18 protein-coding genes are annotated in these 26,081 nt (G+C 55.7%); 10 read left to right on the forward strand and 8 right to left on the reverse strand.

Going from position 1 to position 26,081, the window contains the following annotated elements:
• Nucleotides 1-59 precede the first annotated feature (59 nt).
• Nucleotides 60-1,442, reverse strand: a complete 1,383-nt coding sequence (locus ACOBR2_RS13870) for a hypothetical protein (RefSeq protein WP_420236709.1) — start codon at nt 1,440-1,442, stop codon at nt 60-62.
• Between the two features lie 144 nt (nt 1,443-1,586).
• Nucleotides 1,587-2,852, reverse strand: coding sequence for a cupin domain-containing protein (locus ACOBR2_RS13875; protein ID WP_420236710.1), 1,266 nt, complete (start codon nt 2,850-2,852; stop codon nt 1,587-1,589).
• Nucleotides 2,853-2,936: 84 nt separating this feature from the next.
• Between ACOBR2_RS13875 and ACOBR2_RS13880 the strand changes: the two genes are divergently transcribed.
• Together ACOBR2_RS13880 and ACOBR2_RS13885 are read left to right on the forward strand one after the other, a co-directional pair.
• Nucleotides 2,937-3,203 carry a hypothetical protein gene (locus tag ACOBR2_RS13880; RefSeq protein WP_420236711.1) on the forward strand — a complete coding sequence of 89 codons (267 nt, stop codon included), beginning with the start codon at nt 2,937-2,939 and terminating at the stop codon, nt 3,201-3,203.
• A gap of 230 nt (nt 3,204-3,433) precedes the next feature.
• Nucleotides 3,434-3,910, forward strand: a complete 477-nt coding sequence (locus ACOBR2_RS13885) for a single-stranded DNA-binding protein (RefSeq protein ID WP_420236712.1) — start codon at nt 3,434-3,436, stop codon at nt 3,908-3,910.
• Between the two features lie 290 nt (nt 3,911-4,200).
• Here ACOBR2_RS13885 and ACOBR2_RS13890 read toward each other — a convergent pair whose 3' ends face one another.
• Nucleotides 4,201-7,839 carry a carboxypeptidase regulatory-like domain-containing protein gene (locus tag ACOBR2_RS13890; RefSeq protein ID WP_420236713.1) on the reverse strand — a complete coding sequence of 1,213 codons (3,639 nt, stop codon included), beginning with the start codon at nt 7,837-7,839 and terminating at the stop codon, nt 4,201-4,203.
• A 1,019-nt stretch (nt 7,840-8,858) separates the two neighbouring features.
• Between ACOBR2_RS13890 and ACOBR2_RS13895 the strand changes: the two genes are divergently transcribed.
• A complete protein-coding gene (locus ACOBR2_RS13895) occupies nt 8,859-10,448 on the forward strand; it encodes a malectin domain-containing carbohydrate-binding protein (protein WP_420236714.1) in 1,590 nt (529 codons plus the stop codon).
• Between the two features lie 210 nt (nt 10,449-10,658).
• On the opposite strand, the gene ACOBR2_RS13900 is transcribed toward ACOBR2_RS13895, so the two are convergent.
• Nucleotides 10,659-11,300, reverse strand: coding sequence for a TetR/AcrR family transcriptional regulator (locus ACOBR2_RS13900; RefSeq protein ID WP_420236715.1), 642 nt, complete (start codon nt 11,298-11,300; stop codon nt 10,659-10,661).
• A 278-nt stretch (nt 11,301-11,578) separates the two neighbouring features.
• The gene (locus ACOBR2_RS13905) at nt 11,579-12,301 is read right to left on the reverse strand and encodes a hypothetical protein (RefSeq protein WP_420236716.1); all 723 of its coding nucleotides are present in this window, start codon (nt 12,299-12,301) and stop codon (nt 11,579-11,581) included.
• 461 nt (nt 12,302-12,762) lie between these two features.
• Between ACOBR2_RS13905 and ACOBR2_RS13910 the strand changes: the two genes are divergently transcribed.
• The 3 genes from ACOBR2_RS13910 to ACOBR2_RS13920 all read left to right on the forward strand — a co-directional run bounded on the left by ACOBR2_RS13910 (nt 12,763) and on the right by ACOBR2_RS13920 (nt 19,274).
• A complete protein-coding gene (locus ACOBR2_RS13910) occupies nt 12,763-14,706 on the forward strand; it encodes a PAS domain-containing sensor histidine kinase (RefSeq protein WP_420236717.1) in 1,944 nt (647 codons plus the stop codon).
• A 3-nt stretch (nt 14,707-14,709) separates the two neighbouring features.
• Nucleotides 14,710-15,177: a response regulator gene (locus tag ACOBR2_RS13915; RefSeq protein WP_420236718.1), complete on the forward strand. Its 468-nt coding sequence runs from the start codon at nt 14,710-14,712 to the stop codon at nt 15,175-15,177.
• 566 nt (nt 15,178-15,743) lie between these two features.
• The gene (locus ACOBR2_RS13920) at nt 15,744-19,274 is read left to right on the forward strand and encodes a carboxypeptidase regulatory-like domain-containing protein (protein ID WP_420236719.1); all 3,531 of its coding nucleotides are present in this window, start codon (nt 15,744-15,746) and stop codon (nt 19,272-19,274) included.
• A gap of 103 nt (nt 19,275-19,377) precedes the next feature.
• On the opposite strand, the gene hflX is transcribed toward ACOBR2_RS13920, so the two are convergent.
• Nucleotides 19,378-20,646: a GTPase HflX gene (gene hflX, locus ACOBR2_RS13925; protein ID WP_420236720.1), complete on the reverse strand. Its 1,269-nt coding sequence runs from the start codon at nt 20,644-20,646 to the stop codon at nt 19,378-19,380.
• Between the two features lie 148 nt (nt 20,647-20,794).
• Entirely contained in the window at nt 20,795-21,106 is a 312-nt protein-coding gene (gene hfq / locus ACOBR2_RS13930; RefSeq protein WP_420236721.1) for an RNA chaperone Hfq, read from the reverse strand.
• A 285-nt stretch (nt 21,107-21,391) separates the two neighbouring features.
• On the opposite strand from hfq, the gene ACOBR2_RS13935 reads away from it, so the two are divergent.
• The 4 genes from ACOBR2_RS13935 to ACOBR2_RS13950 all read left to right on the forward strand — a co-directional run bounded on the left by ACOBR2_RS13935 (nt 21,392) and on the right by ACOBR2_RS13950 (nt 23,963).
• The gene (locus ACOBR2_RS13935; RefSeq protein WP_420236722.1) at nt 21,392-22,570 is read left to right on the forward strand and encodes a DegT/DnrJ/EryC1/StrS family aminotransferase; all 1,179 of its coding nucleotides are present in this window, start codon (nt 21,392-21,394) and stop codon (nt 22,568-22,570) included.
• A 133-nt stretch (nt 22,571-22,703) separates the two neighbouring features.
• On the forward strand, nt 22,704-23,093 hold the full coding sequence (locus ACOBR2_RS13940; RefSeq protein ID WP_420236723.1) for a protease inhibitor I42 family protein: 390 nt from the start codon (nt 22,704-22,706) through the stop codon (nt 23,091-23,093).
• A 161-nt stretch (nt 23,094-23,254) separates the two neighbouring features.
• Entirely contained in the window at nt 23,255-23,563 is a 309-nt protein-coding gene (locus ACOBR2_RS13945) for a hypothetical protein (RefSeq protein ID WP_420236724.1), read from the forward strand.
• 46 nt (nt 23,564-23,609) lie between these two features.
• Nucleotides 23,610-23,963 (forward strand): hypothetical protein, encoded by a 354-nt coding sequence (locus ACOBR2_RS13950; RefSeq protein ID WP_420236725.1) that lies wholly within the window; start codon nt 23,610-23,612, stop codon nt 23,961-23,963.
• Nucleotides 23,964-24,184: 221 nt separating this feature from the next.
• Here ACOBR2_RS13950 and dxs read toward each other — a convergent pair whose 3' ends face one another.
• Nucleotides 24,185-26,077 (reverse strand): 1-deoxy-D-xylulose-5-phosphate synthase, encoded by a 1,893-nt coding sequence (gene dxs, locus ACOBR2_RS13955; RefSeq protein WP_420236726.1) that lies wholly within the window; start codon nt 26,075-26,077, stop codon nt 24,185-24,187.
• Nucleotides 26,078-26,081: the final 4 nt, after the last annotated feature.

The raw sequence follows: 26,081 nt of genomic DNA on the forward strand, positions 1-26,081 counted from the left end.
AGGGCAAGCACAAAAAAAATTGAAGCGAGTCTTTTCATGGTCGTTGTGCTTCCTGGGCGTCAGCGCCCTGCGGGGATTGTACTGGTGCCAGACAAATCAGTGGGGTCCGTTGAGCGCAGCAGAATTTGCGGCACGCGGTTTTCCGGGCTTCTCTCCGGACCGGCATGGCAGCCTACGCAAATGCGCTGCTCTCCACTGGCGCTCCAGAACCAGCCATGTTCCTGGCGCAGAACGCGTCCCTGACGGTCGAGCAACGCATATTGCAAAGGCTGATTGCCAGGGACCATCACAAAAAACGATCCGTCTTTTTCTACCGGAGCCGTGCCCTGCACCTGAACGTGGCCCTGCGCATCGCGCGTGCTCACCTGCACCTGCGCGATCTCCCCGTGCAGCAATGCGCCATGCTCAATCCTGTAGCTATTCAGCGACATCAGATTGGCCGTCTTCCAAGGATGCAGCGCGGAAGGAAAGCGGAGCGGGCGCTCGTAAGCGCGCAGAAGCACGGGCTGCACATAGTCTGAAGAAGCATCTGCCAACAGAGGCCGCAGACGACCATTCTCCATCCAATCCAGAGCATAATGCGAAGCTCCCACACCAGCCTTCGATGCATGCAAAAGAGGCGAACGCCGCGAGACAATCCAGTTGTTGGCGTCGGTTGCGGCAATACCGCCGCTGTAATCACCGGCAGGCGCTTCAAAACTAACTTCCTGCGCGGAGTCATCGGTGAAGCGCGCCAACCCGCTGCGCGAGGCAAAAAGAATGTCGTGGTTGCTTTGCTCTGCGGGGGCAAAACGCGCATGGGTGTGGTCGCAACGGTACGCCTCTACGCCACTCCCATCCGGATACACCGTGTAGACCTCTGCTTGTCCCTGCGAACCCAAGGGAAAACCGGAGAGAAACAAAATTCGTCCATCCTGCAAAACTCCGGCAGGCAGATAGTTTCCGGCGGCATGACTAATCTGTGTTTCCTTGCCGCTTTCCGTTAGCGAAGCCACGGTAAGAACAAATCCACTTTGCAGCTTTTTTGCATACACAAAGCGTCCGTCCGGCAGATAAAAAGGAAGGATGCAATCCTCTGGTCCCTTGGTGAGTTGCCGCGGGGCTGCGCCGTCGCGCTGGGATTCATAGATCTGCCAGGGCTGCGCCGCGCTTTTGCGTCCCGCAAAAAGGAAGCTGCCGGGATGCACATTCGCATCGGCACTGGCATAGAACGTGGGGAAGAGGCTGGTTGTTGTGCTGCCCTGCAGCAGCACTAACTGCGCTCCCTGCGGAAACCGTTCTTTCCCCTCAAGGTCTGCGGTAGGATACGCAACCGGAGCACGAGTAACGAGGATCGGTTGCGACTCGCTTCCGTTGACCTGACTTTTGACCCCCATCAGCAGACAGCCGCTCACCCCAGCAAAGACAACCAAAGCGATTTGCAGACGTTTTACAGCCGACATGAAGAACACTCCTGCTTTCTGAGCCAAAACACCAATAAAAATGCTGGTGAACGCTGTGTGTCGTGAAATACGACACGCGCTTTGAAGCGTCGTGACTCGTCCTCAAAGCACAACGTTCACCAGGAAAAAAAGGGATACAAACGACTACTTAATGAGGGTCTGCTTTTCCTTCGGAATCAACTTCAGATCCGCATCGCTCAGATTCAGATGTTCCTTGGCCATCAGCGGCGGAACAAGACGAATCCAGTTATTCAGCGAGAAATCAAGGAAGCGATCGGCGTGGAAAATCTCCAGAAAGACCAGATCACCGCTGCCGGTATTTTGAATCACATGGCCGGCGACGGCTGGAACGTAGCCCACATCATTTTGCTTGAAGCTCATGGTGCGCGCCTTGCCGCCAGCATCGAAAAGCGTCATGGAGCCGCTGCCCTTTACCCAGTACTGCCATTCGGAGCCATTGGGATGCCAGTGCATTTCCCGCATCCCGCCAGCCTTCACTGTGACCACGGCGGCAGCCATATTGGTAGAGGCGAGGAAGTTGGTTGAGTCAACCACGTACACCGATCCACCAGCCGTTTCGCGCGTAGGCTTCACATCTTTCAGGTGATAGGTATAAGGGATTTTGGTGGTCACGGCCTGGCCGCCCACCGCCGCGCGATCCGCTTCCAGCGAGCCCGGAACCGTACCCGGGAAGATGTACAACTCTGCCTTGGGCAGGTTGCCAATCTTGTCGGCAGGAAGCTTCAGATTCTTGCTAAGAATGGAATCGGAGGTGTGCGCAATCCAGTCGGAGAGCAAGAAGGTTTCATACTCGGAGAACATTGCGTTATCAAAGACCAGCAGGAACTCGCCGCCGTCCGGACCGAGGCCCTGAATGGAGTGCGGATAGCCTGCGGGGAAGAACCAGATATCGCCCTCGGGCACATCATCAATGAAGATGCTTCCATCAGGAGACATCAGCGTAATGCGCACGGAACCAGCCGTCACATAGGCCCACTCATCGGCCGTGTGCCAGTGCAGTTCGCGGTAGCTGCCCGCCGTCAGACGCATCTTTACGCCGGCAACTTCCTTGGAGGCCGGCAGGTCGCGCTGCGTTACCTGGCTCGTCCATCCACCTTCCTGAATGCGGCGATGGGCAATGTCAAAGGAGTACCAGAATGAGGGCACATCGCCACGATCGGTCTCGGGAGGATTTTCGGAATCCGCTGCCGCGCGGGCAATGTCCTCATTCGCGCCACTCATCTTGGAGACCGAGTGGTCGGCCTTTCCGGCATGAATCTCGGAACGGCTTTGGGCAGTGGCGGAGGCCGTCAGAAAGGCCGCACCAGCAATGGCCGCAGCACCTGCGCCCAAAAATCCGCGACGGTTGAGTTGCTTGTTCTCCACGTTGGGTTGCTGTTCTTTTTCCATTGGAACTCCTCGGCACATGGGTGGGTGGTTGATCAGGCTGTGTACTGTGCCATGCACATGCGAACCTGAGTGCAAACTTGCAGAGTGATGGTTGCCTTCCAGAAGATGAAGCTCGGAAGAGCGGAATCTGTCTTGGGGGACATCTTTCCGGGGAGTGCGCCACGCTGGAATCTCTTCGCCGATTCTGTCCGCGCCGGCATCATCGTCACAGAGCGGAACGGCACTCCAGAAGGCATGATGTGTGTTGCAGAATTCGTCGTGAAAATGAGCATTTGCTCCACCTCGGGCGGCACTCAGCCTGTGAGCGATTGGAGCACACTACTTCCCTACATTTTCCTGACATATTGCTGACGGGGTTCCGCTCCGGATTCATCCGTTACGCAGGCGGAAACTCCGTCTTTTATCTGCGTCCTCTATAGAATTTCCGGCCAGTCTTGCACAGGATCGCCCCTGCTTACGCCGGGGTCGGCGCATTACCGCAGGATTTTGATTTCACATGCGATAGCCATAATTTAGTCCAAATTTTCCTCATCCTTCGGTTGGCTCTCTGCTATGCTTTTTCTTTGATCGGAGTGTATCGCATGGCCAAAAGTGTCAATAAAGTCATTCTTCTCGGTAACGTAGGCAAAGACCCCGAAATTCGTTCCACCCCCAGCGGCACCATGGTCGCCAACCTTACCCTGGCCACGACAGACCGCCAGAAGGACCAGCAGGGCAACTGGCAAGACCGTACGGAATGGCACAATCTGGTTGCCTTCACCCGCACGGCAGAAATTATCCGCGACTACGTAAAAAAGGGCACCAAGCTCTACGTGGAAGGCAAGATCCAGACCCGCAGCTGGGACGACAAGGAAAGCGGTCAGAAGCGCTACCGCACTGAGATCATCATCAACGATCTCTCGCTGCTCTCGGGCCGCGATGAGAACTCGGGCGGCGGCGGCGGCAACTACAACCGCGCCAGCTCGAACAGCTACGACCAGCGTCCCCAGCAGGGCGGCAGCGGTGGCGAAGAACTCTCCCACGCAGCCGAGATCTCGGACGACGACATTCCCTTCTAGGACATACCTGCAACCTAGAATGTAAACTTTTCTGCACAACGCTCTGATTTATCAGGGCGTTGTGGCGTTTTACGGGAAAGAAAAGTTCTAAGTCTATCGGAAGAAAAAATTAGTTATGTTCTACCTTATTATTTGCCACTAGCCCCCATGAGGACCAGTGGCAAACAACCCAACAACCTTCCTCGACTACAGGGAAGATTGAAAGTGCAAAAGATGCTGAACACTATCGCTCTCTTTCTGCTCTATATGCAGCAGGAAGAGAGCCGCACTAAGCTAATCACCTTTTTGAACTAAAAATCATAGTGAACGCTTAGTTTCAGAATTCTCCGTCCTTCCCGCAGCGGAGCATAACCAAAAATGGCATTCTGGTTTCTGGCAGCGCTGATGGCGTCGGAAGCGGCAAGGCTAGTGGATGTTTGGTTGAACGCTGTGAGTTCATACGTATTGGGCAGCACAGAGGAAAAACTGCGATTCGCGCGATTCAACACGTTGAATGCCGACACGCTGAATCTGGTGCTTTGTCTCTCGCTGATCTTGAAAGTTTTTGCCAGCGTCGTGTCCAAATCAAAGAAGGGCGGACCGGGCAAATACGGCATGCGATACGCACCGTTCGTTCCGATTGCCGCCACGCCGAAAGCATCATTGTTGAAGTAATGATGATTTCCGGTAGCCTTCGGATTGGAAAGCAGCGTAGGTTGCAAGTTTACGTCGGGTGTACCGAGCAGGCTTGTATTGCTCACCGAGATGGTGCATGTTGTGGCGGTCGTTGAGGTGCAGGTGCTCACCGAGCCATTGGTCGTCGCCGTCGTTCCAAGGGGTACGGTAAGAGTACCGCTCATGCCGAAGTTCATTGAATATGTTGAGGGCAGGTTTGCACCGGCCTGATATCCCATGATGCCGGACACTTCCCATCCATTCGCCAATAAACCAACGGCACGCTCCTTGAAATAGTTCTTCTCCGTATACGAGAAGGTTGCATTCACGATGTGACGGCGGTCGTAGGTTTCGTAGGTGTAGTCGTTGCGGTAGTTGAAAGGATCCGCACCGTAACCGTTATTCATGCCAAAAAGCACGCCCAATGCCTTGGACCATGTGTAGTTGGCCGTAAACAACATCTGCCCGGTCTGGCGCGTAACAGCTACCTGCAAGGCATTGTAGTGCGCATAAATGTTATGACTGGGAACATAAACGTGATCATAGAGAGGGTACTTCTTGTAAGAGTCGATCTGCGCCTGTGTTAAACCAGAAGCAGCCAGCGTACCGAACATGGTTGGAGTCTGACCCGCTCCCGTCACACTGGTCCCACGATTAGGCATGACCGTATAGAGCGAACCAATGGGCAGAGAGTTGAGATCGGCAGCGTTGGTGTTCTGCGATGAACCATTATTCAAAATCTTGTCACTGGTGTTTCCCACGTAGGCGATCTCCATCGTTATCTTCTTGGGAAACTGCTGATCGATCGATAGGTTATAGGTGCGCACACGCGGCTCTTCATCGTCACCTCGCTTGTATGCGGTCAGGTTCGAATCGGCCACAAAATCGTTGGCAGCGCATGTTGTCGTGTTCGTGCACCCCGTCAGCTTTTGATAACTGGAGAGAGACGAGAACAGAGTCTTAGTCGCGGTGTAGGTTCTCTGCCCCAACGCGGTGGTCATACCCGCCGAAGCATCGTTATACGAATCATGAGCGCGATAGATGCCATATCCCCCACGCACCACGGTCTGTCCGCGGCCATTCGGATCCCAGGCGAATCCCAGGCGCGGCTCAACAAATACGCCCCGCGTCGGACGGCCAGACAGCGGAATAGTTTTATCCAGCGTATGCGTCAACATTCCAGGCTCAACCGCTCCTCCAGCAATGGCCGAAGCAGCTTTAGTGGCGTAATCGTTTGCGTCGAAGATCGGAATGCCCGTACCGTGTGCATCGGACCACGGAGTCAGGTGTTCCAGGCGGATACCAATATCGGCTGTCAAGGTACGAGTTATCCGGTAATGATCCTGCGCGTAACCGGAAAGGTTATAGAAGTAAAGGTTCGGTTCAACCTGTTTGTTCATCTGCTGGTAAGTAACAGCAATACCTTCCATCAGATTTGCCAAATAGTTCCCGGACGTATACTGGGTACCCGCCACCGGATCGACAAAGCTGGATCCGATGTAGTACTGGGAAATTGATCCATTGGTAATCTGGAAAGCCTGTGATTGCGGATTGCTCTCGTACTGATAGAAGAGGCCAGCGCGCAAGGTATGGCGCTGCAACTGCTTGGTTGCATTGTCTCCAAACATTCTGAGCTGCTTGATGGCATACACGCCGCCATAGGTTCCATCCGTCAGCCGCGACAGCGGAAGTCCGTCATTGCCATAATCCTGCAACGCGGGCATCACAGAATCCTGCAATGCGAATACGCCTTCATATGGGTTGCCCTGGGTAGCAGCCAGACTTTTTGGCTGGAAGGTTTCATGATAGTAACCAAATCCGCCATAAAGTTCGTTGGTAAAGGTCGAACTCAGAATCGACGTCCAGTTGACGCTTACCACATGCGAACGTTCCTGGTCGAGCAGGCCACCTCCCGGCGTGTTGATGCCTCCCATCGTGCCCCGCTCTGAGTACCATGGGTTTTGCGGAATGCCCTTTTTGCCTTTGAAGACACTGTATGAAGCGAACAGCTTTTCACTCTCGCTGATGGAATAGTCGACTCTGGCTTTTCCTTGCCAGAAATTCGCATCTTGAAGATTAGTCGTCACATAGTTGTAGTTGTTGACGTTGGCTGTATTGGGGTCGGGCATGCCACTCATAATCGCCTGGCCAAGTGGATCGATAAATGCGGAAATGTTACCGTTGCTGATTGCACTCTTGTTTAAGGAGAGAGTAGGAACAGCGCAAATATTCGGATCTACCTTTGAGCAAGTACTGCCGGTCTGATACTCAGAGCCAAGATACTTCTTGAGTTCATCCGAGCTGAAAATGCCCTTCTTCATGTTCGGGGTGGGAACAAGAGCCGTCAGGGTTGCAGAACTTGCGCTGTTGTAGGCATACACACTCCGCTGTGCATAATCCTCGCCGCCTACAAAAAAGGTAAGAGCCTTGCTGCGGTTGAAGCCCGTGAAGGGCAACTTCACCGGACCGCCCAGCGTAAAGCCTGGATAAACCTGATGATCTGGCGGTTTGCTCTGGCTGGTATATTTGGCAATCCAGTCGGTTGTATCCAGTTGATTGGTTCTGGCATGCACGTACATACTTCCGTGATAATCGCTGCCGCCGGATTTGCTTACGGCATTCATCACGATCGGTCCGTGCGCCGTATCCGCCGTAAAGCTCGATGTTTGAATCTTCATCTCCGAGATCTGGTCGAAGTTGATTGGCTGCAGCGCATGTCCATAGGCTCCGGGATCGGTAATATCCGCGCCATCTGTCAGTAGAGCCTGGCCATTCAAGGGCGTGCCATTGGCAGCATATTGGCCCAACGCGCCAGAGCGTGTCACCTGCGAGGGATCATATGCAGTGTTATCAACCGTTCCATCACTGTTGGCAATCGCCATTCCTGGCAGGATCTTCAGCAATTCGGTAGCATCGCGACCTTCAATCGCCAAATGCTTCATGTCATTCGCGGTAATCAGCGAGCTTTGTTCGCCCGAATCATAGTTGATTTGGTCGGTGGCCGCTGTCACTGTGACCGACTCATTCACCGCGCTTTGCACGCTCAAGGCAATTTCACGGACCGTTCTCTGATCTCCTGGATCCAGATGAATATCCGTCTGAATATACTTGTTAAATCCCTTAGCCGAGATATCCAGTTTGTAGTCACCGGTGGGCACGCCCGAAAACGAGAAAATTCCCGCAGAATTTGTCGTCGTCTTGCGAAGATCGTTCGTTAGAACATTCGTGAGTTGCACACTTGCCTGTGGAACAACCGCATGCGTCTGATCCGCCACGGTTCCTCCAAGAGATGCGGTGATTGCTTGCGCGCATATCCTTACTGGCAAAGAGACAACGCAACAAAGAAGAATCGCCAAAGCTAACCAGCGTTTCTTCTCATTCAGCTTCTTCGAAATGCTTTGAAGTAAGTTCATTCTTTCTCCTTCATTCCGCTAAGCCCGATGCAATCCGGGTCGATATCTGTGAATTCCATGCATAACAAAAAAAGCATTCAGCGTCTGCTGGTGCGGAAGAGTTCCCCCGCTTCGCTCCTTCCTTGCAGTCAAAATTCAAGGAAAGAAAAACCGGAATGCAGCCGACAATCTTCTGCCAAGACTTGCATCAGGAATGCTCCGCACCATCTCACGGATTTTGCATGTACGCCTTCTTGGTTCGCACACAATTCAACGGCACCCTAGAGAGGCCATAAACGGCTTGTAAAGGTTAAACTTGTTCTGGCATGTTTCAGGACAAAATGAAACACATCAACATGCAGAATATAAATGGCTTATGCTTACTTTTCAGGGAGGTTGACCAAGCAGTCATTGGGGATGACCTGCATGAAAAATCGATTTAGTTATGTATGACGATGCATGGTAAGACTGCAGTTCGTAAACTAAACCGCTTTTTACTGCTATAAATTTGACCTTTCCCCCGCAAAACTTCCCCACTCTATCGCTCTGAGATGCTTGCGAAGGATCAGCGAAGATGGAGCGTTTACCGCGGAAGATTTACACCTACAAATTCAAGCTGAAAGCGGTGCGACTGGTTGAGTCGGGCCAGAGCATCGCAGAGGCTGGGCGTGGAAGATGCTCGTCTTAAAATGGGGCCAAATATTCTGGGGAAAAACGGCAGAGTGCTTCTCGCGAAGCCAACAGTACACCTGCATCTGCATGCACGCTTTCTCGGGCGACCATCAGCATCCGTTACGACGCAAGCGCATTGCCGCGCGAGAGAACGAGCAGCCAAGGGAGGCGGTAAAATGATGTAAGATTATTTTTTCATAGTTTTAATGTATCCAGGAGGCTCTAAAACAGTGAGTTCATCCAGTGAAAATCTGGTAGGCAAGGAGCAACTGGAACTTGATGCGCTCAGAGAAGTTTTCGAGCGAACGCCGCGCATCATGAAGCTGTTGCGTTATCTCGGGGAAAAATATTTTGCGAATGAAACCGACCAACTCACCGAGTACAACATTGCCGTTCGAGTCTTTGAAAGAGATCCCAACACGTTCATCGCCAGTGAGGATGCGATTGTGCGTGTTGAGACGCACCGTTTGCGCAAAAAATTGAAGGCGTATTACGAGGCCGAGGGGAAGGATCACCAGATTCATGTCTCGATTCCTCCTGGATCCTATGCATTGCTTTTCTACTATCAAGAGGCAAAGTCCAACCCTGATGCCGTACCTGAACAGAAGGCAGAAGAAACCGTAGGAACGCCCGATCTTTCCGTCATTGAGCCGGCAATTGCCCTACCGTTGCAAGTAGAGAAGGCTCCAGAGGAGCACCATGCAGGAAAATGGGCAAGAAGAGTTCTTTATGGCGCAGTTGCTGGTGTCCTGCTTCTGGCGGTAGTCTGGCTGCTTTTCCGGAGCCACAAGTATCCACCAGCAACGCCCTCCGTTGCGAATCAGCCGGGAGAGACAGCAGGAGTAACTCTGGCGTCAGGCCGTGTACAGATTCCTCTAAGAATGATTTTGGGCTACTATGGTCCACCACAGCGCGATAGTGTTGGAGATGTCTGGCAGGCTGATCAATTTTATGATGGCGGATGGTCAACGCCTCGGCCGGTTCCGTTTCTCTCCCGAACCAGCGACCAGTTTTTGTTTCATTACGGACGGTATGGGGATTACAAATACAATATCCCTCTGGCACCTGGCACGTACGAACTGCATTTTTATGCGGTTTCACCCTCAACGGTTCCGCTGTCGGAAGATGAACAACTCAATACTGTTTTCCGCATTGAGATCAACGGACAAACAGTGCTCGATAGCTATGATCCGGTTTCCGACGCTATGGGCATCAACGTAGCGGATGAGCGGGTGATTCGTGGCGTAACGCCTGCGCAGGATGGAAAGCTGCATCTGCGCATCAGCACGGTGATCGGCACGCCCATTCTGAATGCCCTTGCCATTCTACCGGGGCCTGCGAACAAGCAACTTCCTATCCGGATAACCATGCAGAACACGCCCTGGACGGATCGTAATGGGCAAATCTGGCATCCGGATAACTATTTCCAAGGCGGACGAAGGCGTTTTCACGCCCTGCCCTCTGCATGGATCGCCGATGCAGGGCTGTATTCAACGGAACGCTATGGACATTTTTCCTACGCCATTCCGGTCGATCCCAGAGATCGCTATACGGTAATACTTCATTTTGTGGAGTTATTTTTTGGCGTAAACGGATCAAATACTACAGGGCCGGGACAGAGAGTCTTTCGTGTTCTCTGCAACGGAAATACGATTTTAAACAATTTTGATATTGCGCAAGAAGTAGGAAGTGAGCATCCCCTGAGCAAAACTTTTACGCACCTGAAACCAACCGAGCAAGGTAAGCTCAATCTGACCTTTGAGCCAATCAAGAATTATGCGACCATCTCCTCGATCGAAGTTCTGGACGAGTCCAAATAATGCACAGATCCGGTACGAAAGAGGATGAGGCTGTTTTGCTTTGATAGTACTTTCTGAATTGCTGTAAGCCGAAAAGCTGGCTTCTATAGAAGCCGACCCGAAAATACTGTGAAATTTCGGGCGCTGCCCCTCGCCGCGTCTTTGTTTTTGCAGCCAGGCTGGGGAAGCAAGGAAACTCTTTTCGGGCCGGATCAATAAAGTCAGGCCTGTTCAGCCCCGAAGGGATGCTTCCCCCTCCACCTGCAGAACCATCTTCTGCAGCAGATCAAATCCCTCCAGCAAATCGCTGCGTTCGGGATTCATCAGGTACTGCATGGCAATGCCAAAGGTTGTGGCCAGAATGGTATTGGCCAGCGTGGCTACGGAGGAATTCTGTAATGCAGGGCTCTCTACAGCGGAATCCGCTACGCCGGACGTCTCCATGTGGCTCTCGATTACCTGCGAAACTCCGTCCAGAAACTCATTCATTTCCTTCTGAAAAGAGGAGGACCAAAGAGCCAGTCCAAAGAAGTCGAGAAATGCGCGATAAAGGGCCTGATTGGTCACCAGCAGTTCGCGATTGTAAGAGATAAAGAATGCGGCCTTCTGCGGCACGCTCTGCATCGCAGCCATCCGGGCTTCTACATTCTCGAGATATTCCTGCTTCATCATGCGCAGCACCGCGGCAAAGAGCTGCTCGCGATTGACGAAGTAATAATTGAGCTGGCTCAGCACCACACCGGCCTGCAAAGCAATTTCACGCAGGCTTACGCTGGCCGATCCTTTCTCGGCAATGCATTGGAAGGTGGCAGCCAGAATCCTTTGCGCGGCTTCATTCTTTCGATTTGTATTTTTTCTTTCTTCCGCAGCCATCCCGCCCTCTATTCCTCCGCAAAAAATATGCGCTACCTCAACTTTATTGCATGAGGGCCTGTTCCCACCAAGCCGACAACTGTCGCCGGAAGTGTATAGCATTTCGGAATGGCTGTAATCCGGAAGCTGGCGGCAAGGTGCCTTTTTCCTTAAGAAAAAGGCACCTTGCACGCCCCTTAAAAAGTCTACGTGGATTCCGAAAATGCTCTATACAGACCCTCGATCCTACAGCTTTCCCTGCTTACAGGCAGAGCTGCGTTCTACCGCTTCACAAATTCTTACTGACCTGATTCCTGCTGCAGGGCGTGGCTCAGCTTCAGGTTCTTGGCCATGGAATAGCCAATGATGGCCGTGAACAGAGCATAGGTAACGAAGGCCACGTGGAAAGACCAGTAGCCGTTCAGGGCAAAAATCCCCGATTTGAAGTACGGTAGGAAGGTCAGCGGCAGGAACGAAAGACCGGAGAAGAGCGCCAGCACGCCCGTCCACTTGGGAATCAGCACCGGAAGCTTCTTGTCCGTGAAAGCAAAGATGCAGATGGCGATGGTCTCGATAGTGGTGATCATGTAGGTCATGTCGTAGGTGTACCAGCCCAGGAAGTGGCCCATCTTGATCAGCGTCGGATCAATCGTGCCCGCATATTCGGCGCACAATATCCAGAAGACCGGGCAGAAGGTCAGCACCCAGGCCGTCAGCAGTCCGCCGGTCAATTGCAGCAGCGAGAGGATGTGATTCTTCTCGCGCTCCCACATCATGGCGGTCAGAGCGCAGGCCCAGGGCAGGTAGAGCATACCCAGGCAGGTGGAAAGCGACTGACCCAGCAGAATGTCACTGCGGTACTTCAAATAGAAGTTGTTGACCAGATCGGTAGCACTCATGGCCGGGTCCGGGGGCGGATAGTTGTGGCCCAGGATGCACCAGCTGATGCCATAGAGCAGGACAAAGGCCGGCCCGCACCAAGCGCTGACCTGCAGGGTTTTGCGCAACACATTCTCGTTCATTTCATCTCCTGAAGGCGGCCAGCTTCGTGGTTTCTTGCTCCGCCATATTAGGACGTACGTCCGAACTTATTTCGAGATTAGCACGCTTCTGTTCCCCGTCAATTCCTGGCACTGCAAATTTCCATTACCGAAGTTTCGGATGTCCGTACTAAACTTTTTCCGCTCTCTGCCGAACCTGCCTCCCTCCGCTGCCTCTTCCAGCAAAAATCATTTGTCTTTTTCAGCATGTGAGATTACGCTAGTCACTTAGCACGAGGGGGGCTTTCCGGGCGGAATCGCCTGCCCTTTTTGTGCAAGATGACCAGCCACACCCTGCCCACGGGCCATCCCCTGAAGCAGATCTTCCCTTTCAGTGAATCTCCCTTGCTTCACACTTCGCTTGCGAGCGATTCATTTCGTCGTTTACTGGCAACACGGCGCATCTTCCGAGGCCAGATCACCTGCAATTTTCCAGGTTCTCTATGGATAAAACCGGAAAGGCAAAAAAAAACACTGAAGCTCCACGGTCCGCTGCCAGTCAGACAGAGCAGCAGCGTGACTCGGCTGGAGAAACGGCTTTTCTGGCCGCCATCGTTGCCTCTTCCACCAACGCCATCGTGGCCAGCAACATCCTCGGAAAGATCACTGCATGGAATTGCGCCGCCGAGCAACTCTTCGGCTATACCGCCGCCGAAGCCCTCGGCAAACCTTTTTCCATGCTGCTGACCGAAGCTGAAAAACCAGCCATTCCCGCCTACCTGAAGCGGGTCCAGATAGGCGAAATTCTCCATCTAAATGATGTCCAGCGCATCTGCAAAGACGGCTCCTCGGTTGACGTCTCCCTCTCGCTGGTTCCGGTTCGCGATGCCCAGGGCAAGTACATTGGCAACGCCGCCATTCTTACCGACATTACCGAAAAAAAACGTGCCGAGCAGGAGTTGAAGGAGCGCGCCCGCCACTCGGCCCAGTTGGCTGCCATCGTCGAAAGCTCGCCCAACGCCATCGTCGGCACTGACCTGGAAGGTTGCATCACCAGCTGGAACAAGGCAGCCGAGATGCTCTATGGTTACTCGGCCAGCGAGGTGCTCGGGCAGGCTGTCACCCTTCTGTATCCGTCAGAAAATGATGCCTGGCTGGGACAGCAGTTATCCACGACGCCCCGCACCAGCCACTGCGACGCCCAACGACGCTGCAAGGACGGCAGCCTGATCGACGTTTCCCTCTCCATTGCGCCGGTGCTGGACGAGTACGGCATCGTGATCGGCACAGCCGGCATCCACACCGATATTCGAGAACGCAAACGGGCCGAGGAGCGACTGCGGCTGGTCATTGAGTGCTCTCCCAACGCCAAGGTTCTGGTCAATGCGCAGAACAAAATCACGCTGGCCAACCAGCGGCTGGAAGAGATGTTCGGCTACCGGCGGGAAGATCTGCTCGGCCACACCTTTGAAATGCTGATCCCGCCGCGCTTCCATGCCGTTCATGCCGAGCATGTGCGCAACTATCTGGCTTCGCCCGCCAACCGCCAGACCGGAGTCGCTCTCAACATGTTTGGCCGCTGTAAAAACGGCACTGAAATTCGCATTGAGGTCTTTCTCAGCCACTTTGAGCTGGACAACGAAAAATACACGCTGGCCGCCATTGCCGACATTACCAGCCGCCATCAGGCCGAGCAGGAACTGCAGACCCGCACCCACGAACTTTTGCGCTCCAACCGCGATCTGGAGCAGTTCGCCTACGCCGCCAGCCACGACCTGAAAGAGCCGTTGCGGGCCGTGGCCGGTTGCGTCATGCTGCTGCGTGAACACTTCAAAGATCTGCTCGACGACCGCGCCCGCCAGTACATCCGCCACACCGTGGAGGGCGTGGAACGCATGCAACAGCTCATCGACGACCTGCTGGCCTACTCGCGCCTGAGCCGCAGCGGAGAGCTCATGCGCATAGTGCCACTGGACGAAGCACTGAATCGCGCACTGGAATGCCTCTCGGCGACCTGCATGGCTAAGCAGATCACCATTCACCGCCTGCCGCTGCCCGAAATCCGCGGCATTCCCTCGCAGCTCTCCCTGCTGTTGCAGAACCTGCTCAGCAACGCCATCAAGTTCAGCAAACCGGAAGAGCCGGGCATCATCAGGGTCAGTAGCCGGCAGGAGGGCCACACCTGGATCATCGCCATCGAAGACAATGGCATCGGCATCGAAGAAGCCTATTTCGAGCGCATTTTCGAAATATTTCAGCGTCTGCACACCCGCTCGTCCTATCCTGGAACCGGTGTGGGACTGGCCTTGTGCAAACGGATCATGGAGCGCCATGGCGGGCGCATCTGGGTTGACTCCACCCCCGGCGTCGGCTCAACATTCTCTTTTTCCCTACCTCAGATTTCCCTTGACGAGCATGATTCCACCGCCCCTTCCCCCGGAGGCTAAACAATGGAAAAAAGTGTAATTCTTCCCGAAATTCTACTAGTGGAGGACAGCCCTTCCGACGTCCTGCTGACCCGTGAAGCCATGGAACGCGGCAAGCTGCTGAATCCTCTGGCCGTGGTGGAGGACGGCGTGGAGGCCATGCTCTACCTGCACCGCCAGCCGCCCTACCAGAATGCCGCCCGGCCCGGCCTGATCCTGCTCGACCTGAACCTGCCCCGCATGAATGGCCGCGAAGTTCTCAAGGCCATCAAGCAGGACCAGGAACTGGCCACCATCCCGGTCGTGGTGCTGACCACCTCCCGCGCCGAAGAGGATGTGTTGCGCAGCTACGAGCTGCACGCCAACAGCTACATCGCCAAACCGGTCGACTTTCTGGAGTTCGTCAACGCCCTCAAGTCACTGCATCATTTCTGGTTCTGCGTCGCCGCGCTGCCCGGACGGGAAGCGCAAACGCCCTCCGCAAACAGTTAAAGTAAAAGCCAATCTTCAAGGAATGCCCTACGCTTCCGTCCGCTATCGCCGGGACAGAAGCGCCTTGTCCACATGGCGGAATAAATATTTTAAAGTCAAAAAGTCAGTTTCAATTCAGAAGCTCTTTACTTTCTGCAAAGTAGCCAGATTTAACGTGTTCTTCGGCAATTAAATGCACAAAACTTCATAGTTAGACCTCTGAATTCAATTTCGATCAATATGGAAGGAGAAATCTGTCCGTTTTTTCTTCCAAAAGTCCTTTGCAAGTCGAGATAATTCCCTCTTCTAGTTTTATACTTTCAAAACAAGTCATTATTTTTCATGTCCGCAATGCGGAATTTCCACGCAAGACAATCCGCCTATCGGCATTTCCAGTCTCCAGACACAGGCCGATCAAAGGCTATAAATAATTGATGAAATTGATCTTCCGTAAAAACCCCTAAAACTCTTCCCGACAGCACAGCTTTCCGCGCGAATAGCTTTGACTCTGCCATCTACAGTTTCTATGGTTTCTACGTTTTCAACACTTAGTTTTCAGGCCAACGCTGCTACATGGAGTGTTTTCAATGATGAGAAAATTTTCAATTGTTTTCCTCGCTCTGCTTGCCACGGTTTTGACAGCTAGCGCTCAGGAAATTCGTTCCACGATCACCGGTCGGGTCACGGACTCGACGGACGCTGTTCTCCCTCATGCGCAGGTTCAGATCACCGACACGGATACTGGAGCTACTGCCGTGATTGTGACTAACGCTGCAGGCGTCTATTCGGCACCGTTTCTCAATCCAGGAACCTACGAGATCCGTGTTTCGGTTGTAGGCTTCAAAAACTACATCCACACCGGCCTAGTTGTGCAGAGTGAGCAGATGTTGACGGAAAACATCCGGCTGGATGTAGGCAGCAATGACGAATCAATCACCGTCTCTGCCAGCACCCCGCTGATTGACGTTACAACAGCCAATACCGGTCAGGAACTGACCGCAGAGGAAGTCTCCGATCTGCCCTCCAACGGTCGTTCGCCGCTGGCTTTTGCCCACATCGAATATGGTGTTGTGAGCAAGGGCAAGCACTCCGAATCGCAGGTTACGCCCTTTGGCAACTCCACCGCCGACGACTTCTCACTGGGTGGCGGCAGCGCTGCCAGCAACGAACTGCTTCTCAATGGTGTGCCCAACATGGAAGACTCCGGCCGCACCGCCGGTTTCAGCCCTGAACTGGATGCTGTCAACGCCGTTCACGTCGATGAGTTCTCGGCCAATGCCGCCATCGGCGATACGGCCGGTGGCGTGGTAAACATTACCACCAAGAGCGGCACCAACCAGTTGCACGGCACCCTCAGCGAGTACTACAACGGCTCACGTCCGTTTACCGCCAAACCGTACTTCACCACTGCAGGCGCAACGGTCGACTCAACTCACTTCAACCAGTACGGTGCCACCGTAGGCGGCCCGATCTACCTGCCCCATCTGATTCGCGGCAAAGACAAGCTGTTCTTCTTTTTTGCCTATGAAGGCTACAAGGGTTCAGCACCGGCCACCACCATTGCCAGCGTTCCCACCCAGGCTGAGCGCAACGGCGACTTTTCTTCTCTGACCAGCTACAGCAGCAGCGACCAGCTCTACAACCCCTGGAGCGGCACGATGAACTCCAAGGGAGTGGTCACGCGCACAATCATTCCTGGCAATATCCTCTCCAATGCCGGGCTGAGCGTCAATTCAGTTGCAGCGGCATACATGAACATGATGCCTCTGCCCAACTACAGTGGTGCCTCTACCAAGGCGGATGGCGAAAACAACTACTTTGCCAGCGATCCGACCACCAACGACTACTACTCGGAACAGGCGCGCGTTGACTACAACGTCAGCAATGCCAACAAGGTCTTCTTCGAATTCCACCGTAGCCATTACGATAATGCGGCATCCAACGTCTTCCACAACAACCTGACCGGCACTTCTTCCTATACGAACCTGCTGGGTGGCCAGATCGACGATGTACACAGCTTCAATTCTTCACTGAACCTGGAAAATCGTCTTGGCTTCAGCCGCTACGAAACCTGGGGAGGCCCCAACAGCCTTGGCATGAACCCCACCAGCGTGGGTATGCCCGGCTACATGGCCAGCAACTCGAATGCGCTGGCGCTTCCTTACATGACCTTCTCCGACACGTCCAGTATTCCCAGCCTGAGCAGCAATCCGGCCAGCACCGAGTACTACGACAACATCCAGTACTTTGCCAGCCTGACCAAAATCGTAGGCAGGCACATCCTTAAAGTCGGCCCCGACATCCGATCCAACAAGAAATCCACCCTTAACCTGGGCGCTGCCAACGGCCAGTTCGCCTTTACCTCGGCCACTGGCGACTACGTAACGGCCAACTCCTCTTCGGCCAAGCAGGGCTTCGGCGGCGCTCTCGCCCTGTTTGAATTAGGCGTTCCCTCCAGCGGCACCTATTCCGTGAACTCCGCAGCCCAGTACGACAACTGGTACACCGCCTACTTTGCGCAGGATGACTGGAAGGCAACCCACAACCTAAACGTCAGCATGGGCATCCGCATCGAGCACGAAACTCCGCTGGTTGAAAGCAACAACAAAATCGCGTCCTACTGGGACCCGAACATGACCAACGCGGTTACGGCTTCGTCCCTGGCAGCCTATACGGCATCGCCCAGCTCCATGCTGGCGGCCAGCAGCTTCTCGGCCACTGGCGGTCTTGTCTACGCCAACTCCAGCCATCGTTCGCCTTACAGCACCGCTCTGGTCTATGCCAGCCCGCGCATCGGCTTCTCGTACGCTCCGGACTTCGCCCATGGAACACTGGCCATCCGCGGCGGCGCAGGCATCTACGTCAACCCCTTCGGCGACTACTACTCCGGCTCCTCCTACGGTTATTCACAGTCAACGGCGATGACCATCGGCAACATTGCAGGTACCGCTCCTGGCACTACACTGAGTAACCCCTTCCCCACCACGGCCACCAGCACTACCGCCGCCAACCCCATTCAGACGCCCTACGGTTCGACCTATGGCATCAACACCCAGCTTGGCAGCAGCATGTCGTACTACGCCAGCGCCAAGGTCGGCTACAGCGAAAAGTGGAGCCTCGACATTCAGAAGCAGTTCGGCAAGAACTGGCTGATTGAAGTGGGATTCTTCGGTGCACATTCCGTTCACTCGATGGTTGCCGATACCCCCAGCAACACCCCGCTGCTGGCCTACTACTCGCACTCGGCCGAGGCCGACAGCACAGTGACCACCGAAATGAAGACCTCGGTGACCAACCCGTTCTACGGCCTGATGCCGACCAACGCTTCAGCCACCAGCCTGAACACCAGCAAGACCGTCACCAATGCGACCATTCTGCAGTCCCATCCGGAGTACAGCAGCCTGACCGAAAGCATGATGCCTTTCGCGAGCAGCAACTTCGACTCGCTGCTCGCACGCGTCAGCAAGCAGCTCTCGCAAGGTCTGCAGTTCACCCTCAACTACGAGTGGAGCCGCCAGTTGGGCAATGCCACCATCCTCAACACCGGCGCCAGCGCGCTGCAGAACGGCCTGTGGTACGGCGAAACAACCTCCGACTTCCCGCAGCACCTCTCCGTATATGCGCTCTACGACCTGCCCTTCGGCAGCGGCCGGCTCTTCTTCAACCACTCCAAACTTTTTGACCGCATTGGCGGCGGCTGGAAGGTTACCGGCATGTACCAGTATCTGTCGGGCACACCGGACAGCTGGGGCAATGCGATTTATACCGGCAACTGGCACGACTTCAACAATCAGCCACACAAGACCAACGGCCCCTCGTTCAACACCAGCAAATTTGACACCACCACCGCCGACCAGCCGAACAGCTACAACTGGCGCACCTTCCCGCAGTACCTGCTGCGTTCGGATCCGACCAATAACTTCGACTTCTCCATCCAGAAGAACCTGTTGATTGGACAGCGCGTGGTGATCCAGCCCCGTGTGGATGCCTTTAACGCCCTCAACCACCCACAGTTCAGTGCGCCCAACGTGAGCCCGACCTCTTCGTCGTTCGGCTACATCTCCAGCCAGCTGAACAGCAACCGCAGCCTGCAGGGCGGCATTCACATCAACTTCTAGAACAACGCAATATGAAAAGCGGGGAGATGCTGTACGCATCCCCCCGCTTTTTTGTGCCTGATGTTCTATCATGCCAAATCTTGGTTCCTGCTGTGCTCTTCCTTTAAAGCTTCTCTTCACGCAGCCGATAGCCGCGTAACCGGCCCAGCAGCGAGGCAGGACCGCTCACCTTCAGGCGCACTAGCTCCCCGTCATACTCCCGGCTGTGAATCACCGTACCAGCTTCGAGCGCGGCCAGAACGCCGCCTTCCTGCTGCGGCACTTCCAGCTCAGCCTGCAGAATCGGGTCGCTGTGCAGGGCTGCATCAATGGCCAGCAGCAGCGCATCCAGGCCTTCGCCCGCGCGGGCGGAAAGCGCCACCACGCCGGGACGACCCAAGAGCCCATCGCGCTCGTGCCCGGCCAGCAGGTCGGTCTTGTTCATGGCTTCAATGCGGGGTTTGGCCAACGCATCCAGCTCGCCCAGAACCCGCTCCACCTGCATCTTCTGCTCGTCGCCATAGGTTGAGGAGCTATCACGCACGTGGATGAGCACCTCGGCCTGGATCACCTCTTCGAGCGTGGCCCGGAAGCTGGTGACGAGGGTGTGCGGCAGGTTGCGGATGAAGCCAACCGTGTCGGAAAGCAGAATTTTACGTCGGCTGGGCAGTTCAATCGCCCGCAGCTTGGGGTCGAGGGTGGCGAACATGCGCGCCGAAGAGAGCACCTGCGCGCCGGTCAGAGCGTTGAAGAGCGTGCTTTTGCCAGCATTCGTATAGCCCACCAGAGCCACCGTGGGCACCGGCACGGCTTCACGACGCTGCCGTTGCTGGCGGCGCACGCGGCGCACAGCTTCCAGATCGAGCTTGAGCTGATCGATGCGCTTTTGAATGCGGCGACGGTCGGTTTCCAGCTGCGTTTCGCCGGGCCCGCGCGTGCCAATGCCGCCGCCCAACTGGCTCATCGCCTTGCCACGACCGGTCAGCCGGGGCAGCATGTACTCCAGCTGCGCCAGCTCCACCTGCAACTGCCCCTCGCGGGTGCGTGCGTGGCGGGCAAAAATGTCCAGAATGAGCTGCGTACGATCAAGTACACGGCAGGGCAGCGCGGCTTCCAGGTTGCGAAGCTGCGTCGGCGTCAGTTCGTGGTCAAACAGAACAAGATCCGCCTCAGTGCTGGCGGCCACCCCGGCAATCTCTTCTACCTTGCCGGAACCCACCAGAGTGGCGGGATCCAAACGCCCACGGCGCTGCAGCAGCTCAGCTACTACAACACCTCCGGCGCTGGTGACCAGCTCGCGGAACTCAGCCAGTGACTCCTCAGCGTCCATGCCCTGCCCGGAAGCAGCAGGCACAGAATCGGAACCGGCTTCCACCGGCTCCGCTGCAGACACAAGAGTACTCTGCACGTCCCGCGAAGAGACACGATCACTTTTGGAGTGGACGTGAAGATCCACACCTACCAGGACCGCACGCTCAGGCTGTACTCCTGGGTCGGCCCCACGGTCAAATTCTGCCAAACCTTGATACTCCCGCGGCGTATTAACGCTGCTCGAGAACGGCTGTCGGCGCAGGAGCAGGCGCTGCCGCCAGTCCAACACCCGCCGCAGTGATCGGCGGACGATGCTCAGTATGCTGCATCACGCTACGATTGCTTACCACGGTCGAGATGGCATGTTTAAAGATCAACTGTTCCTGACTGTTGTTCTCCAGTAGGACAGAATACTTATCGAACGACCGGATACGACCGGTCAGTTTCACGCCACTGACCAGGTAAATGGTAATTGGAGTCTTATCCTTGCGAACGGTGTTCAGGAACGTATCCTGAATATTTTGTGCCGGCTTGTTTTCCATGTGCCGATCTCCTGCTTTCCACGTAAGGGGGATTGACTGCGGTTCCGTGAAAACACAAACGAACGGTAACAGTTTCGCGGTTACGAAACCCTCTTTCCCGCAACAGTCACAACAATATCCCGGATCGTATTTGTTTTCAACCCTAAACATTGTAATTTCCGTTCCTGACAATTAAACTTTACCTCCACTTGAAACGCCTCTGGAAAACCGCCACTGATTCCTGTGGCAGCCGCAGGAGCGTGCCCACCCCAGCAACACTTATCCTCTGGCTGTTACCATAGATGCGTGCAAAAGAACGAAAGTGCTCCGTCGGCCGCAGTCCAGCCAGTGCCCATGCTGGACCTCAAACGGCAGTATCAGCCCCTTTACAGCGAGCTGATGGAAGCCATGGGCAGGGTGCTGGAGACCCAGCAATTCATCCTCGGCGCTGAAGTCGCCGCCTTTGAGCAGGAAGCCGCTGAACAGCTCGGTGTGGCGCATGCCATTGGCTGCTCTTCAGGCACGGATGCTTTGTGGCTGGCACTGGCCGCGGCCGAAATCGGCCCCGGCTCCGCCGTCGTCACTACACCCTTCAGCTTTTTCGCATCCGTCAGCGCCATTCTGCGCGCCGGGGCCACGGCCAAACTGGCCGACATCGACCCAATCACCTTTAATCTGAGCCCGAGCGCCGTTGAAGCGCTGCTGAGCAGCGAACAGGGCAAGGACGTGAAGGCCATTCTGCCCGTCCACCTCTATGGTCAGCCGGCCCATGGATTTTTCCCCACATTTGGACAAGAACATGGCGTAAAGATCATTGAGGACGCCGCCCAGGCCTGGGGCGCCGAATGGCAGGGCACCAAAGCCGGAGGACTGGGCGACGCCGCCGCCTTCAGTTTTTATCCCACCAAAAACCTGAGCGCAGCCGGCGACGCCGGCATGGTTACCACCAACAGCGACACGCTGGCCGAACGCGCCCGCATGTTGCGCCAGCACGGCATGCGCCGCCGCTATTACCATGACGAAATCGGCTGGAACACCCGCATGGACGGCTTCCAGGGCGCGGTGCTGCGCGTCAAGCTCAACTATATTGAGGGCTGGAATCAGTCTCGCCGCACCGTGGCCGAACGCTACCATACGCTCTTCCGCGCCTCCGGGCTGGCCGAAGCCGGTCCATATCCCACCAAGGGCATTGTGCTGCCCACCGAAGTGACCGGAGCACGCAGCGTGTGGCACCAGTACGTGATTCGCACCCCGCGCCGCGACGATCTACGCGCCTTCCTGGCCGAGCGCAAGATCGGCAGCGAGATTTACTACCCCGTGCCGCTGCACCTGCAGGAATCGCTCCGCTTGCTTGGCTACAAGGAAGGCGACTTCCCGGAGGCCGAACGTGCTGCCCGCGAGGTTCTGGCCCTGCCCATCTTCCCGGAACTGCGCGAAGACGAACAGGAGATCGTGGTGCGCGCCATCACCGAGTTCCTCAGCTAATGCTGTTCTTGATGCTGACAAAAGCATCGTACATCCAAGAAAAAGCCCTGGGAAACCTCAGGGCTTTTTTCAAAACACTTTTCCCCTCTACCTAAAGACCTATGGCTTCACCCCACCCTGAACGGAGTTCCTCATGCGCCTTCTTCTACGCACCAGTCTGCTTGCCCTTCTTTTTGCCAGTGGGATCAGCCTGCTGCGGGCTGAAATCATCCACGTCACCGGTGCCGATAGCGGCAAGACCGCCCATCTGAAGAGCGGCGACCAGATCGAGGTACAACTGATCTCGAATCTTTCCACCGGCTACAGCTGGAGCACCAGCCCGGCATCGACGCCGCTGCTGCGCATGTCCAAACAGTCGCAGGGCAAGCCCGGAAAACCCGGCATTGGCCGTCCCTTTCCCCAGACCTTTCTCTTCCGCACCACCGGATCCGGCCAGGGCCAACTGGTGCTGCATTCCGTGCGCACCTGGGAGCAGCCCAATCCCCACGAAAAACAGTTCACGCTTCTGGTCCAGATTGACTAGCATTCATTTGTAGCTTGAGTCCGTGCTTCCCCAGCTCCCAAAATCGGGACCTGGGGCACCCAGCGTAGATACAAGTTCTAACCGTGAAAGACCTGGAGTGCTTGAATCCTCCACCAACTGGCTCGATCATTCCACCCCGTTCGGCATACAATCAGGATGCAATGGCCAAGGTTAAGGAAAAATTCTTCGAAGTTGCCTGTCCCGACTGCGGGGCAGTGCTCAGGATCGACGCTGCGACAGGACAGGTAGTCAGCCACACACCCACACCGCGCAAACGCACATTCGAAGATCTGGAAACCGCAGCGCAAGCCATGCACGAGCAGAATGAGCGCAAGGAATCCATCTTCCGCCAGTCGCTCGACGCCGAAAAAAACAAGGAAGACATCTTCGAGAAGAAGTTTGCCGAAGCTCTGCGCAAGGCCAAGGAAGCCCCCGACGAAAAGCCCCTGCGCGTCTTCGATCTGGACTGATTTTTAGCTAGGGAATCAGAAATAAGAACCACGCAAGGAGTTGACGATGGTGGTTGTGCCGCTTACCAAAGCTGCTGAAGAACCCGCGGATGCACTGAGTGCGCTCCGTTCCCTGCCCTGGACCCGCATTGCCGCCGCCGGTACATTGATCGCCTCGGGCGGTCTGCTGCTGAGCGGTCGCCGCAAGGCTGGTCTGCTGGCTGCCACCACTGGCGTTTCACTCGCCCTGCTCGACCAGCAGAAAAACCTCCAGGACTGGTGGCGCGTTCTGCCCGGCTACATCAGCGATGTACAACGCATCCTTGATCAGGCGCAGGACGCCATCGACGACGTCTCGGCTACGCGCGAGAAAGTCGCCCAGATTATTGAGCAGATTCGGCCGGAAGAGGCTAGAGGCTAACCCCGGAGGGGCGGCGGGATGCGGTGGATCAAGGCTGTTTTCTGCAGAATTTCACAGCGCCCCTCCGGGGCGCTTCGTCTCTCTGATGCAGCAAACCCCGGGTTCCGCTACGCTTCACCCGGGGCTGTTTTCGCTTCGCCCCTACCGGGGCGAAAAACAAATTGACGCTGTGAACGCCAACAATCCCTAGCACCTAGAATCAAGAATCTAGCACCTAAAACCTAGACCCTGGCACCTGTCTTTTTCAACACCGGCAGCACCTGCTGGAACGCGGCTTCGGCCGTAATGCCGTACTTCTGGCGCAGGCCGTCCACCTTGCCATGCTCGATGAACTGGTCAGGCCAACCGACGCAGACGATGGGAACCGTCGGAATTTCGCCCGCAGCCTGCATCTCTTCGAGAGCCTCTTCGACGGCCGAACCAAAGCCGCCCATCTTGGCATGATCTTCGAAGGTGACAAAGGCGCTCACGCGGCGGGCGTAGTCGGCCAACATCTGGCGATCAAGCGGCTTCACAAAGCGCGGATCAATGACCGCAACCGACAGGCCTTCCTTTTCGAGCAGAAGAGCCAAATCTTTGGCCAGCGGCAACAGATTGCCAAGACCCAGAATCGCCACGTCGTTGCCGTCCTGCACAATGCGCGCCTTGCCTACTGGCAGAACCTCGGGCTGCGGCTTGCGCTCCACACCCACCACCACACCACGCGGATAGCGGATGGCGGCCGGGCCGTCGAGCGTAAGAGCGGTCTGCATCATATCGGCCAGCTCATTTTCGTCGCTGGGCGCCATCAGCACCAGGCCAGGAATCGAGCGCAGATAGCCAATGTCGAAGAGACCATGATGCGTCGGGCCGTCGTCACCTGAAAGTCCGGCGCGATCCAGGCAGAAGAGTACCGGCAGTTTCTGCAAGGCCACGTCGTGCACAATCGGATCAAAGCCACGCTGCAGGAAGGTGGAGTAAATGGCGCAGACCGGGCGAATGCCCCGCGTGGCCAGACCTGCGGCGAAGACCACAGCATGACCTTCGGCAATACCCACGTCAAAGTAGCGCTTGGCATGGCGGGCACGGAAAATATCGAGTCCGGTACCGTTGGGCATGGCAGCCGTAATGGCCACAATGCGCTCATCCTTGTCGGCCAAGTCAGCCAGCGTGCGGGCAAAAACCTCACTGTAAGTGGGCTTGCCGTTGGGCGCGGTGTCGCCCGTCTCGGGATCGTACGGCCCCAGGCCGTGGAACTTTTTCGTCTTGTCGAGCGCCGGTTGGAAGCCACGGCCCTTCTGCGTCAGGATGTGCAGAAGCACGGGCCGGTCGAGCGTCTTGAGGAAGCGGAAGGTACTGATCAGCAGCGGAATATTGTGGCCGTCGATGGGGCCAAAGTACTCCAGCCCAAACTCCTCAAACATGACAGAAGGCCACAGGAAGCCCTTGGCAGCCTCTTCAGCGCGCTTCACAACCTTCAGCGCGGTTCTGCCAGCATAGCGCTCCACGGCCCGCGTGGCCCGCTCGTGCAGATACTGGTAGCGCTCGTTGGTGACAATGCGGTGCAGATAGCGGGCGATTGCGCCCACGTTGCGGTCAATCGACCACTCATTATCGTTGAGCACCACGATCAGACGACGGGTGTGCTCGGCAATGTTATTGAGCGCCTCCAGCGTAATGCCGTTGGTGAAAGCGCCATCGCCCGCCACGGCAATCACATGCTCATCGCCCCCCACCAGATCGCGCGCCACGGCCATGCCCAGCGCAGCAGAAACGGAGGTGCCTGCGTGGCCCGCGCCAAAGGCGTCGTGCTCACTTTCCGTGCGCAGCATAAAGCCGTTCAGGCCGCCCGGCTGGCGGATCGTGTCAAAGCGATCACGACGACCGGTCAGAATCTTGTGGATGTAGCACTGGTGGCTGACGTCGAACAGGATCTTGTCCTTGGGCGTCTCAAAGACCGCGTGCAGAGCCATTGTCAGCTCCACCACACCCAGGTTCGGCCCCAAGTGGCCGCCGGTCTTCGAGAGGGACTGAATCAGAAACTCTCGTATCTCTTCCGCCAGCTCATCCATCTGTGGAGCGGTCAGCCGTTTCAAGTCGGCTGGCGACTGGATGGTTCCGAGCAAATTGGCCATGAAA

Source organism: Telmatobacter bradus (assembly GCF_048629425.1).
Lineage (GTDB): Bacteria > Acidobacteriota > Terriglobia > Terriglobales > Acidobacteriaceae > Telmatobacter > Telmatobacter bradus.